A 14,039-nucleotide genomic window follows, 5' to 3' on the forward strand; every position below is an offset into this window, starting at 1 on the left:
ATGTGTCAACGCTTTCTGTAACTGATCTGGATTACCCACGGCCAGCACCGACCCGCGCTGCAGCCGTGTTGCCGCCTGAGGGTGTCGCCACTCGGACACCGGCCGGAGATCATGGACGACTACCATCCTGCTGTGTCGATTGCGACCGGGCCTGGTGCCCGCCGAGGTCTGCTCGATGTGCTCCTCGACGCCGCCGCCCGAACGCCCGACCAGGTCATCGTGCATGTGCGGGAGGACGGCACCGAGCGTACGGTCAGCTTCCGGCAGCTGCGGGACGAGTCGCTGCGGGTGGCCGGCGGATACCGCGCCGCCGGGGTGGCACCGGGCACGCCGGCACTCCTGCTCGCCGACGCCGGGGACGACTTTCAACCGATGTTCTGGGGTGCGCTCGCCGCCGGGCTGGTGCCGGTGCCGTTGCCGCCCGAGCCGAACCGGGTACGGGCGGTCCGGGACCTGCTCGCCGACGCGGTGGTGGTGACCGACGACGCCACCGCCGCGGCGGCGGACGGGCTGCCCGCGCCGGTGCTGCGGCTGGCCGAGCTGCGCGCCGGCCTCCCACCGGACGACCTGCCGACGCCCGCCGGGGACGACGTCGCCTTCCTCCAGTTCTCCTCCGGCAGCACCGGCGCGCCCCGTGGGGTGGAGCTGACCCATGACAACGTGCTGGCCAACCTGGAACAGGCGCGGTTGGCCACCGGCGCGCGCCCGGATGACGTCCTGGTCACCTGGATGCCGTACTTCCACGACATGGGGTTGATCGGCACCCACCTGACGCCGCTCGCCGTCGGCCTCAAGCAGGTACGCATCGGTCCGCTGGCGTTCGCCAAGCGTCCGGCCGTCTGGTTCACCACCGCCCACCGGCACCGGGCCACCCTGCTGTCGGCGGCGAACTTCGCGCTGGCCCTGGCGGTGCGCCGGGTGCCGGCCGAGACCCTCGCCGGACTCGATCTGAGTCCGGTGCGGTGCATGGTGGTGGGGGCCGAGCCGATCTCCGCGGCGGTGTGGCGGTCCTTTGTGGCGCACACCCGCCCGGCGCGGCTCGACCCGGCCGCCCTGCGACCGGTGTACGGGCTCGCCGAGGCGACCCTCGCGGTGACCTTCCCGCCGCCCGGGGAAACGGCCGCCCCGCTGGTGCTGGACCGAGCCGAGTTGAGCCGGGGCCGGGCGGTGCCGACGCACCCCGGCCCGCACGCGGTCGAGCTGATGGATCTGGGCCAGCCGGTGACCGGCTGCGCGGTGCGCATCGTCGACGAACACGGCCGGCCGCTGGCCGAGCAGCGCGTCGGCCAGATCGAGGTGAGCGGCCCGAACGTGGCCCGGGGCTACCACCGGGCGCCGCAGGCCAGCCGGGACACCTTCGTGGGCGGCTGGCTGCGTACCGGCGACCTGGGTTTCCTGCGCGACGGGCGGCTCTGTGTCACCGGCCGGGCCAAGGACGTGGTCTTCGTCAACGGCCGGACCTTCCACGCCACGGATCTGGAGTCGGTGGCCGTTGCCACCCCTGGCCTGCCGGGCGATCTGACGGTGGTGGTCGGCGCCACCGACCCGGACTCCGGTGGGGAACGGATCGTGGTGTTCGTGCCGTGGGCCCGCCCGCCGGCCGAGGCGGCCGGTGTCCTCGCCGTGGTTCGGGCGCGGGTGGCCGAGGTCTGCGGCCACGACGAGGTCCGGGTGCTGCCGTTGCCGCCCGGCGCGTTCGCCCGGACCACCAGCGGGAAGCTTCGCCGGCGCCGGATGCGCGACCGGTACCTGGCCGGCGACTTCGCCGACCGGGAACGGCGCTGGTGCGTACCAGCCAACGGCAGCCCGGCAGACGGTGCGCCGGCCCCCGTCCTTCGGCTGCCGGCCGCCGCCGACGGGCCGTCCCGGCGGGAGCTCGAAGAGCTGATCCGGCAGGTCTGGGCCCGGGTGCTGGACCGGTCGTCCGCCACGATCGGCCTGCACGACCGGTTCCTGGCCATCGGTGGGTCGTCGCTGAAGGCGATGGAGGTGCTCGCCGGGCTGGAGGACGCGCTGGGTGCCACGTTGCACCCGGCGGACCTGCGGGACTGCGCCACCGTCGCGGCGCTCGCCGACCGGTTGGCCGTCCGGCCGGTCGTCCGACCGGCCGCCGCCCCGGCCGTTGACCGCCGCGGCGGCGGGTTGGCGACCATCGCGGTGATCGGGATGGCCTGCCGGTTTCCCGGCGCGGACACTCCGGAGGAGTTCTGGCAACGGCTGGTCGACGGCGTCGACGCCGTCGGCCCGGTCCCGGCGCGCCGGTGGACCTCGGCCGGGGACGCCGCACGGTGGGGTTCCTTCCTCGACGACCCGATGCTCTTCGACGCCGGATTCTTCGGTCTCACCGCGCAGGAGGCCCGGCTCACCGACCCGCACGCCCGGCTCTTCCTGGAGATCGGGTACGAGGCCCTGGAGCGCGCCGGGTACGCCGGACCTCGCCGGCACGGCCACCGGATCGGCGTCTTCGCCGCCGTCGGCGAGAGCGCGTACCCCGAACTACTGGCGGCCGACGGGCCGATCGGCGGGGCGGCGATGCTGGTCGGAAACCTGCGGAACCTCGTACCGGCCCGGCTGGCGCAGGCACTGGATCTGACCGGGCCGGCGTTGGCGGTGGACACGGCGTGCTCGTCGGCGCTGGTCGCGCTGCACCTGGCCGCCCGGAGCCTGGCCGCCGGGGAGTGTGACGTCGCGGTGGTGGGCGGGGTGAATCTCAACCTCACCGAGACCGGGTACCGGATGCTCGACGCCGCCGAGGCGCTCTCCCCCACCGGGCGTTGCCGTGCCTTCGACGCCGACGCCGACGGTTTCGTGCCCGGCGAGGGTGGTGCCGCGCTGGTGCTCCGCCGGGCCGACGACGCGCACACCGACGGGGATCCGGTGCTGGCCGTGGTCGCCGGGACCGCCGTCGGCAACGACGGGCGCTCGCTGAGCCTGCTCGCGCCGAACCCGCACCGGCAGTGGGAGGTGATCGCGGGGGCGTACCGGGAGGCGGGGATCGACCCGGCGGAGGTGTCGTACGTGGAGGCCCACGGCACCGGCACCGAACTCGGCGACCCGGTGGAGGTCCGGTCGCTGGCCACGGCGTACCCACCGCCCGCCGACGGGGTGCCGCGCGGGCTGGGCTCGGTGAAGACCAACCTCGGCCATCTGCTCAACTCGGCCGGGCTGCCCGCGCTGGTCAAGGTGATCCTGGCGCTGCGGCACCAGCACCTGCCGCCCTCCCTGCACCACGCCCGGCCGTCCGTCCGCTTCGACCTCGCCGAAGCCGGTTTCGCGGTGGTCACCGAGGGACGGCCGTGGACCGCACCCGGCCCGCTGGTCGCCGGAATCAACGGGTTCGGTTTCGGCGGGACGAACGCGCACGCGGTCCTGCGGGAGGCCCCGGCCGTTCCACCGGGCAGCGCCCCGGCCGAACCCGGATGCCACCTGGCCACCCTCACCGCGCACTCGGCGGCGGCGCTGGGCCAGGCGGCTCGGGAACTCGCCGCACACCTCCGCGCCCACCCGGAACTCACCGAGGCCGACGTCTGCGCCAGCGCCGGTACGGCCCGTGACGACGCCCCGTACCGGCTGGCGGTGCTCGCCGACGGGGACCTGGCCGGACGGCTCGACGCCGCCGCCGACACCCCCGCCGACGGGCCGGTCGGCCGGCGGCCCCGGACCGTGCTCGTCTTCCCCGACGACGGCGCGGCGCTGCCGGCAGCGGCCGTGCGCGACCTGCACGACCGGCTGCCGGTCTTCCGGGCCCTGTTGGCCGAGGCCGCCGCCGCACCGGTGGCCGGACGCCCGCTGCTCTCCTGGTGCCTGACCGGCTCGGCACCGGATCCGCAGGTCGCGGGGCCGGTGGCGGTCGCCGTCGGACTCGCCCTCGCCGGCCAGCTGGCCGCCTGGGGCGTAGTGCCGGACACCACGATCGGGTACGGCGTCGGTGCCCTCGCGGCCGTCGCCGCCCGCGGCGAACTGGAGCCGGCCGAGGCCGTCCGGCGCGCCGGCGCGACCGCACGGTCGGCGGAGCCGGCGTGGCACGCGGCGCTGCGGCGGTTGCGCCACGACGGCTACGACACCGTGATCGACCTGGGGGCGGGCGGCCGGCTCCACGCCGCGCTGCGGGCCACCGACGATGCCTGTCCCGATCCGGTACGGGTGCTGACGGTGCTGGACGTCGCGGCGCAGCCGGCCGCCGGCACCGGGGCGCTGCTGGCGGCGGTGGGACGGCTGTGGACCCTCGGTGGACCGCTGGACCGGTCCGCCCTGTACGCCGGCCGGCGGCGAGTGCCGGTGCCGACGTACCCGTTCCAACGGCGGTCGTACCCGCCGTCGGCGCCGCCGCAGGCGGCCGTGCCGCTGCACCGGGTCGCCTGGCGGGATGCGCCGCTGGGCGCCGGTGAGCTGCCGGCCCGGGTACGGCTGCGCGGTCCCGGCATCGGCGGCGAACTCGCCGCCCGGCTCGCCGCGACGCTCGCGGGTCGGGGCGTCACGGTGCAGGCCGCGCCGGAGCCGGTCGGCGACCTCGCACCACCGGAGGTGACCGTGTGGCTGGCCGGGCCGGCGGTCGACCCGCCGGACGTGGCCGCCCTCGACACCGCCGTGGCCGGGCAGGTCGACGCGGTGCGGGCGCTGCTCGACGAGCCGGCCGAGCATCTCGGCCGGCTGCTGGTGCTCACCGAGGACGTCCAGGTCACCGGCAACGTCCAGGTCACCGGGGCTGCCGAGCGGCCCCGGCCGGTCCAGGCGGTGCTGACCGGACTGTGCTGGGCGATGGCCGACGAGCGTCCCGACCTGCCCGTCCAGGTGATCGATCTGTCCAGTGTGGACAGCGTGGCGGTCCGGGTGGAGTCCGTGTGCCGGGAGTTGTCCGGCTGCCGCCTCGACGACGCTACGGACGGCGGCGCGGGCACCGGCGAGCACCCGTTGACCGGGGTGGCCTGGCGGGCCGGACATCGGCTCGGGCGCCACCTGGTTGCGGCAGCGGACCGGGACGACCGGTCCGGCGACCCCGACGACCGGTCCGCCGAGCCGGAGACCGGACCGACCGACGGCGTACACGTGATCGTCGGCGGCGGTGGTGGGATCGGCGCCGAGTTGGCCCGTACCCTCGCCGGCCGGGGCCGCCCCACCCTGCTGCTGGCCGGGCGGTCGGAGCAGGCCCCGGACGGCCTGCTGGCGGAGTTGACCGCGGCCGGCGCCACCGCGCGGTACCAGCGTTGCGACGTGACCGTGCCGGCCGACGTCGACGCGCTGCTGGCCGGGGTGTCCCGGGTGGAGACCGTCTGGCACGCCGCCGGGACGGTACGGATCGGCACCCTGGCGGCGAAATCCGTGCCGGACATCCTCGCCGTGCTGGCCCCCAAGGTACGCGGCAGCCACCTGCTGGCGGAGGCGTTGCGCCGGCACCGCCACGACCGGGCGACGCTGGTTGGCTTCTCGTCGGTCAGCGCGGTGCTGCCCGGCCTGGCCGGGGCGGTCGGCGACTACGCGGCAGCCAACGCCTTCCTGGACGCCTTCGCCGCCGCACAACGGGCTGCCGGCCGGCCCGCCCAGGCGGTCGGCTTGGCGCCGATCACCGACACCGGCATGGCGGCCCGAAGCGGCGCCGCGGCCACCGCGGGCCGTGGCACCGCCGGCGCGTTGACGGTCCGGGCCGCGCTGCGGGCGCTACAGGCCGCCCGGGGTGTCGACGCCGCCCACCTGGTGGTCGCGGACCTACGCCCCGGGCCGGCGACCGTCGCCCCCACCGCCGGCCAGCCGGCACCGGGTCGGCCGGAGGTGGACGAGTTGTCCCGGTTGCTGCGCCGGCTGCTCGCCGAGCCGCTGCACCGCCCGAGCGAGGAGATCGCCGACGACGTCTCGTTCCTCACCCTCGGACTGGACTCGCTGGCCGCGGTGGACCTGGTCAAACGGTTGGAGGACGAACTCGGCCGGCAACTGCCGGTCACCCTGTTCTTCGAGTACACCACCGTCGCCGCGCTGGCCGGTCACCTGGCGGAGTCCGGCGCCGCGCCGACGGCACCGGCCGACGGGCCCACGCCGCCGGCTTCTCCCCCGGCACCGGTGGTGGCGGGGCCCTCGCGGTCGGCGGCGCCGGTACCGGTCGCCGACGGGGAGCCGTTTCCGCTGACCGCGGTGCAGCGGGCGTGGTACGTCAACGAGCGGCTGCACCCGACGGTGGCCAGCTACGCCTTCGTCCGGCAGACCGTCACCGGGCCGCTCGACGCGGACCTGCTCGGCCGGGCGCTGGCCGGTCTCGCCGCCCACCATCCGATGCTGCGGGTCCGGTTCGTCCCGGCGGCCAGCGCCGGCGCCCCGCGCCAGACGATCCTCCCCCCGGCGGCCGCCTCGGGCCCAGCCGCGATCTCCTACGAGGTGCTTCCGCTCACCGGGCCGCTCAGCGAGCTGGAGGAACGACTCTGCAACACCCCGGTCGACCTGACCCGGCAACCGCCGCTGCGGGCCGTCCTCGCCCGGGAGCACCCCGACCGGTCCCACCTGCTCCTGGTGCTGCACCATGCGGCCGGGGACGGGTTCAGCCTCAACCTGCTCAGCGAACAACTCTGGGCCGACTACACCGCGCTGGCCCGGGGCCGCGTCCCCGCCCTGCCGCCCGCCTCCCCCGGGTTCGGCCGGTACGCCCTCGATGTCGCCCCGCCCACCGACACGGATCTGACGTACTGGCGCGAGACGTTGGACGGTCCGGAGTGGACGCTGCGGCTGCCGTACGACGGCGACCCGTGGGGGATGCCCGCACCGCCATACGTGACGCACCTGGGCGAACTCGACGACACGCTGGTCGCCCGGCTGCGTGAGCGGGCCGCCGAGGCCGGCGTCTCCGTGTTCCACCTGCTCCTCGCCGGGTACGTGCGTTGTCTGGCCCGGTGGAGCGGGCAACGGCGGGTGCCGGTGAGCGTGGCGCGGGCCGGCCGGGACGCCCGGTTGCCGGGTATCGAGCGGATCGTCGGCCCGTTCGCCGACACCCTGCCGCTGCTGGTCGAGGTGGATCCGGCCGAGCCCGCCGGACAGCTCGCCGACCGGCTGCGAGAGTCCTGGACCGTCGCGCAGCGACACGGTTCGGTGTCCAGCCTCGACCTGGCCCGGCTGCTGCGCCCGACCGGGCACGGCCCGCGCACGGCCAGCCCGGCCGGGTTCAGCTTCGCCCGGTTCCCGGTCACCGCCGACCCGGACTGCCCGGTGACGATCGCCCCGACGGCGGCCGGTTCCGGTTCCGCCGCCACCCAGCTCAGCCTGCTCTGGTGGGAGTCGGGGGCGACGCTACAGCTGTCCTGGAACTTCCCGCCACGGCTGTTCCGACGGGAGACGGTGGCCCGGCTCGCCGCCGAACACCACCAGGAACTGGTCGACCTCGCCGCCGGGCCACGGCAGGGGCACGTCGACCTCCGCCGACCAGCGGCCGACGACGGAGACGTCACCGGGCGGATCCGGGCCGTCTGCCGGCGCACCCCGGGCGCGGCGGCCCTGACCGACGGCGACCGGACGATGACCTACCGGGACCTGGACCAGGCCGCCGACCAGGTGGCCGAACTGCTCGCCACCCACGGGGTACGCCCCGGCCAGCCCGTCGGGATGCTCACCGCACCCGGCCCGGAGTCGGTCATCGCGGTGGTCGGAATCCTGCGCGCCGGAGCCGCCTGGGTGCCGCTGGACGCCGCCCATCCCCCGGCCCGCCTCGACGGGCAGCTGCGCCGCGCCGGAGCCGGGGTGGTGCTGCACGACGACGCCGGTGCGGCCACCGTGGCCCGGCTCGCCGGCCCGGTCCGGCCGGTCCGGCTCGGGGCGGATCCACCCGAGGTCCCGGCGGAGCTGCCGGCGACCGGGTCCGCGCCGGACGACACCGCGTACGTGATCTTCACGTCGGGGTCGACGGGACAGCCGAAGGGGGTGCCGATCACCCACCGGTCGATGGTGAACTACCTCGACTGGGCGATCGACACCTTCGGCTACCGACCCGGCGACCGGCTGGCCCAGACCTCGTCGATCTGCTTCGACGCCTCGGTCCGGCAGATCCTGGCACCGCTGCTGGTCGGGGCCACTGTGGTCACCTTCCCCCGGTCGGTGCTGCGGGACCCGCAGGCGCTGCTGTCCCGGATGGAACGGGACCGGGTCACCGTGTGGAGTTCGGTACCCACCCTGTGGGAGCGGATCCTGCGGGCCGCCGAGGAACGGACGGTGCACGACGGCGTGCCGCCGGACCTCGGCGCCCTGCGCTGGGTGCACGTCGGCGGGGAAGAGCTGTCGCCGGTGCCGGTACGACGCTGGTTCGACCTCTTCGGCGACGGCTGCCGGATCACCAACCTGTACGGCCCCACCGAGGCGACGATCAACGCCACCTGGCACCTGATCGACCGCCGTCCCGACGACGCGGTACGCCGGTTGCCGATCGGCCGGCCGATCGGCGGGGCGCGGGTCCGGGTCGTCGACCCGGACGGGCACCCCTGCCCGCCCGGCGTGGCCGGTGAGCTGTACCTCGGCGGGGTCGGCATCGCCCCCGGCTATCTGGGTGAGCCCGAGCTGACGGCCGCCGCTTTCGGGCAGCACGGCGGCGAGTGGTACTACCGCAGCGGTGACCTGGGCCGGGCGGCCCCGGACGGCACGCTGGAGTTTCTCGGCCGCCTCGACGACCAGGTGAAGATCCACGGATACCGGCTGGAACCGGGTGAGATCGAGGCGGTGCTGCGCACTCATCCGGAGGTGGCCGCCGCGGTGGTGCTGCACCAGGCCGAGCCGCACCCACGACTGCACGCCTTCGTCGCACCCGCACCGCAATCCGGACCGACCGTGGCGCAGCTGCGGGAATACCTCGCCGACCGCCTGCCCGAGCAACTGGTCCCGGCCCGGATCCACCTGCTGGCCAGCCTCCCGCTGACCCCCACCGGGAAGGTCGACCGGGACCGGCTCCGGTCACACGGCGGTTTCGCACCGGCCGCCGGCCCGGAGCGCCTCCCCGCACCGACCGGCCAGACCGCCGTAGCCACCGGAACCAGCACCGGCACCGGCACCGGCAGCGGCACCGAGGCGAGGCTGGCCCGGATCTGGGGCGAGCTGCTCGACCTGCCGACGATCGGTCCCGACGACGACTTCTTCGCCCTCGGCGGCGACTCCATCCTGGTGCTGGAGGTCTTCGCCCGCGCGCAGGACCAGTTCCCGGCCACGCCGAGCCCGACCGTCATCTACCAGCACCGCACCCTCCGCACGCTCGCCGCCGCGATCGACGCTGCCGTCGATGCCACGGCACGCACCGCCGACACCACGGTGGTAAGCGATCCGGGTGAGCCGTACCCGGTGACGGCCACCCAGCGCGGCTTCCTGCTCGCCGACGCCGTCGCACCGGGCGCCGGCACCGCCTGGCTGGCCCGGCTGCGACTGCGCGGCCGGCTGCGCCGCGAGGTCCTCCAACGCGCCGTCGACCTGCTGGTGGCCCGGCACCCGATGCTGCGTACGGTCTTCCCCGCCGGAGCCCGGCCCCCGCTCCAGCAGGAGCTGCCCCCGTCGCTACGCCTACCGATCGGCTACCAGGTGCTCGCCGGCCCCGACGAGGTGGCCGCCCAGGTCGCCGAGGAACGCCAGCGGCGCTTCGAGCCGTGGGCATGGCCGCTGCTGCGGCTGCGGCTGCTGGCGCTCGCCCCCGACGACCACATCCTGCTGGTGCACGCCCACCACCTGATCGGCGACGGTTACAGCGCCGCCCTGCTCGGCCAGGAACTGTTGGCGGTCTACCACCGGCTGGTGGCGGATCTCCCCGGCGACCTGTCCCCGCTGCGCACCCACTTCCGGGAGTACGTCGCGCTGCTGGCGCGCCGCGCCGCCGGCCCACCCGAGCCGAGCGCGCACACCTGGTGGGTCGGCCGGTTCGACACGCCGTACCGGCCGCCGGTGCTCGCTGCCCGCCCCGACTCCTCCGGCACACCGGCCGTGAACGGTACGCCGATGGCGGGCCTTCCGGCGGTGTGCGGCTTCACCCTGGACGGGGCGGTGGTCAGCGGACTGCGCCGGCTGACCGCCGACGCCGCGACCACCCTGTACGCCCCGGTGCTGACCGCGTACCACCGGGCGGTGGCCAGCCTCACCGGGCAGGACGACCTGGTCGTCGGCCTGGCGCTGACGGGTCGGGACCATCCGCTGCCGGACCTGCACCGGATCTTCGGTCCCTGCGCGGCGATGCTGCCGTTGCGTCTGGGCGGATCGGCGGGCTTCGCCGAGCAGCTCGCTCGGGTCGCGGCCGAGGTCGCCGCCGCCCGGCGGCACGACGACCCGCCGTCGATCGCGGCGGCCGTGCCCGCCGGACCGGGCGGAACCCCCGCCGGCGCCCAGTTCTTCTTCAGCTTCCTGGACTTCGCCGCACTCGGTGGGCCGTCACCGACAGCGGCCGGCGTGCCGTCGTCCACGGCGGTCGGTGCCGGGACAGACCGGCTCAGCCTCGACTGGGACGAGGAGACCGAACTGACGCCGCCGCCTCTCGGCACCGACCTGTTCCTGACCGCGCGCCCCGGACCGGACGGACTCCGCATCACGCTGCGCGGCTCGCCCAACACGGTGACCCCGGCCGAGCTGGGCCGGCTCGCGGACCGGCTGCGCGCCGACCTCACCGCCGCGGCCGCCGACAGTCCGCCCGCCGGGCGGCAGGCCACAGTGAACGAGATCGTGCCGGCGGCGACGGCTGGCCCGGCGCGGAGACTCAGGTTGGCCGCGGCCATCGTCGGTTACCTGCCGCCGCCGGCGCAGCTCGCCGCGATCGCCGGGTTGCCCGCCGACCGCCTGCCCCGGGCACAGGTACGCGACCTGCTCTTTCCCGACGGCCGCCCGCGGCTGCTGGAGGAGCTGACCACCCCGCTGGGTGTCTCCGGCTTCGTCTGCCTGCCCCGGTTCGCCGACGAGCTGACCGCCGCCGGGGACGCCCTCGCCACCGAGACCGGCGAGGCGGTCGACCTGGCCGCCAGCCTCGGTGCTCGATGCGTGTCGCTGGCCGGCATGATTCCCGCCCGTACCGGCTACGGCGTCGGTGTGCTGCGGCGTACCCGCAGCGGAGTCGCGGTGACCACCGGCCACGCGGCCACCGTCGTCTCCGTCGTCCGCACGGTGGAGGCCGCGCTGGCCGCCACCGGACGAAGCCTTGCCGGCCGCAGCCTCGCTGTGGTCGGTCTCGGCTCGATCGGGTTCTCCTCGCTACGGTTGCTGCTGTCCCGGGCGGAACACCCGCCCGCGCGGCTCGTGCTCTGCGACGTCCCAGCCGCCGCACCCCGACTCGTCGAGCACGTCACGCGGCTGCGGGCGGACGGCTTCGCCGGTGACATCGAGGTGTGCCCGTCGGCCCCGGGAATCGCCCCGGCCGGCTACTCGGCGGAGGTGATCGTCGCGGCGACGAGCGCGGCCACCGAGCCGATCGAGGTCGACCGGCTGGCACCGGGAACGATCGTGGTGGACGACTCGTTCCCGCCCGCGTTGGACACCGGGCGGGCCCTGGCCCGGATGCGCCGAGACCGCGACATCCTGGTGGTCGGAGGTGGGCTGCTGCACGTCGGCCAGACCCGCCGCGACGTCCCGACGGAGCTGCCACCGGCACCGGCGGCCATGTCCGGGGCCGCCCTCGGGCTGCCCGGGACGATCGCCTCCTGCCGGCTGGAGTCGCTGCTGTGGACGGCCGCCCCGGACCTGCCGCTGGTGCACGGCCTGGTGGACGATTCGACCGCGGCGGCGTATGCGCAAGCGCTGACCGGGGCCGGGATCACCGCCGCGCCCCTGCACCTGCTGCACCACCTCGTCGAACCGGACCTGCCCGGGATCCTGCCCGCGACTGTCACCTGAGGCGACCTGCCGCCACCAGGCCCCGGGCGCTGGCCCGAGCCGCAGTTTCAGACCTCGGCGGTGATCGGCTTGTACGCGGTGACCAGTTCCCAGGTGCCGGGCAGCACTTTCACCTGTTCGAAGCCGACCTCGGTGAGCAGCGTGGCGTAGAAGGTCACCTCCCGTAGCCGGCTGACGCAGTTGTCGACACCGATCAGGAAGTAGCTCCAGAAGAACTGCATGGCCAGGCGGTCCGGGGTACGGAACTCTTCGCAGATCAGCAGCAGTCCGCCCGGCTCCAGGGCCGCGTACGCCTGCTCCACGAGGTGTCGGGCCACCTCGTTGGGCCAGTCGTGCAGCACCCGGACGAACGACAGCGCGTCGTACCCCCGCGGGAGTGGCTCGGCGAGGAAGTCGCCACCGACGAATCCCAGCCGCTCCGGGTGGCCACGGGCGACCCGGGTCGCCGCCACCAGCGGTGCCACCGCGGGCAGGTTGTACACGTCGGCCCGCAGCTTCGGCGCGGTGTCCAGGATGTGCGCGGCCAGTGTCCCGTCGCCGCCGCCCACGTCCAACAGCCGCTGCCGGTCGGGCCAGAGCCGGTCGGCGTGCTGCCGTACCGCCTCGATCACCGGGCCCAGCCCGACGGCCATGCTGCGTTCGAAGTCGGCGGTCTGGACGTCGGTCTTCGGGGGCCAGGCGAAGTCGTCGTCGCCGATGCTGACCTCGCCGCGGAGACTCTCGGCCAGCCGACCGTGCAGCTGCCGCCACGGGTAGCGATCCCGGTCCCGCTCGATCGCGGCCGGGCCGACCACCGCCTCGACCGCGTCGCGTAGCCCGGGTACGGCCCGATAGCTGGCCGCGCCGATGGCCTCGGCGGGCTCGTCGTGGGTCAGGAAGCCGAGGCTCTCCAGGCAGTCCAGGAACTTGTACAGCCGAAGCGGGTGCACCTCGAACCGAGCCGCCAGCGTGTCGAGACGAACCGGCCCGGACTCCAACGCGTCGAGCAGCCCCAGGTCGAGCGCCGTCCGCAGCACGTCCATGGCCTTGGAGCCGTTGGCGAGCAGGCTCATCAGTGCCCGGGGCGAGAGCGTTACGGTCATCGGCCCAACTCCTTGTTCAGCGCGTCCATGAATTCGTCGATCTCGTCGAGGCTGTTGTAGACGTGCGGGCCGACCCGCAGGTAGCCGCGCCAACTGCAGATCAGGTTTCGGGCGGCCAGCCGCCGCTTGACGGTCTCACCGTCGGGCACGTCCAGGCACACCACGCCGCCGCGCCGGTGGGCTTCCCGAGGGCTGACCACCGTGATGCCCGCTGCGTCGGCCCGATCCAGCAGCCGCTGGGTGAGCGCCAGCGAATGCCGTCGAATGGCTGCCCCGCCCACCTCGGCCAGCAGATCCAGGGCGACCTGGGAGACCAGCGAGGTCAGTGGGTACGGCGTGCCACCGGCGAACCGGCGCGCACCCGGCGCCCAGCCGGTGGACGGCTGGAAGGTCAGCGCCCGGTCGCCGGCCTGCCACCCGGTCGCCGCCGGTTCCAGCTGCGGCACCAGGTCCGGCCGGACGTAGAGGAACGCGGTGCCGACGCCGCAGAGCCACTTGTGTGCGCCACCGAGGACGACGTCGACGCCGAGCGTGGTCACGTCCAGCGGCACCACTCCCACGGTCTGGAAGGCGTCCACCACCACCAACGCGCCGACCTGGTGGGCGCGGGCGACCAGCCGGGGCAGGTCGACCGTGGCGCCGGAGGTGAAGCTGGCGTGCGGCACGCACACCAGCAGCGTCCGCTCGTCGATCTGCTCCTCAAGGGCGTCCTGGTCGAGCCGGGGGCCACCCGTGCCGGCCACCGTGAGGCGGGCGCCGTAGCGGCCGAACGCCCGGAAGACGAACGGCACCGTCGGATACTCCAGGTCGGTGACGACGACCCGGTCGCGGGGTGGCCGGTAGTCGAAGCAGGACGCCACCCGGGCCAGCAGGGTGCTCAGGTTCGCGTCGGTGACCACGCTGCCCGGGGGCGCGCCGAGCAGGGCGGCCAACCCGTCGGCGTACCGGTCGAGGCCGACGTGCCAGTCCTGCCACACGTCGTCGCGCCAGGTGCGCAGCGTTTCCCAGTAGCCGCGCAGCACCCGCTCGGCTCCCCTGGGGACCGCGCCGGTGGAGTTGTTGTTCAGGTAGACGCATTGCTCCAGCAGCGGGAACTCGGCGCGCAGCGCGCTGTGTGCGGCACGGTCGAGGCAGCTTGGGATG

3 protein-coding genes are annotated in these 14,039 nt (G+C 75.0%); 1 reads left to right on the top strand and 2 read right to left on the bottom strand.

Going from position 1 to position 14,039, the window contains the following annotated elements; translation table 11 throughout:
- The first annotated feature begins 132 nt into the window (after positions 1-132).
- A complete protein-coding gene (locus tag C1I95_RS09970; RefSeq protein WP_199523672.1) occupies positions 133-11,814 on the top strand; it encodes a non-ribosomal peptide synthetase in 11,682 nt (3,893 codons plus the stop codon).
- Between the two features lie 47 nt (positions 11,815-11,861).
- Here the strand turns inward: C1I95_RS09970 and C1I95_RS09975 are convergent, their stop codons facing one another.
- Together C1I95_RS09975 and C1I95_RS09980 are read right to left on the bottom strand one after the other, a co-directional pair.
- Positions 11,862-12,896, bottom strand: coding sequence for a methyltransferase (locus tag C1I95_RS09975; protein WP_111213504.1), 1,035 nt, complete (start codon positions 12,894-12,896; stop codon positions 11,862-11,864).
- Positions 12,893-14,038: an aminotransferase class V-fold PLP-dependent enzyme gene (locus tag C1I95_RS09980; protein ID WP_111213505.1), complete on the bottom strand. Its 1,146-nt coding sequence runs from the start codon at positions 14,036-14,038 to the stop codon at positions 12,893-12,895. The genes C1I95_RS09975 and C1I95_RS09980 overlap by 4 nt, the downstream gene beginning before the upstream one ends.
- Between the last annotated feature and the right edge of the window lies 1 nt (position 14,039).

Source organism: Micromonospora craterilacus (genome assembly GCF_003236315.1).
Classification (GTDB): Bacteria; Actinomycetota; Actinomycetes; order Mycobacteriales; family Micromonosporaceae; genus Micromonospora; species Micromonospora craterilacus.

Coding starts and splice junctions, on each gene's coding strand:
- C1I95_RS09975 (WP_111213504.1), bottom strand. CDS start 12,896: ATGACCGTAACGCTCTCGCCCCGGGCACTGATGAGCCTGCTCGCCAAC.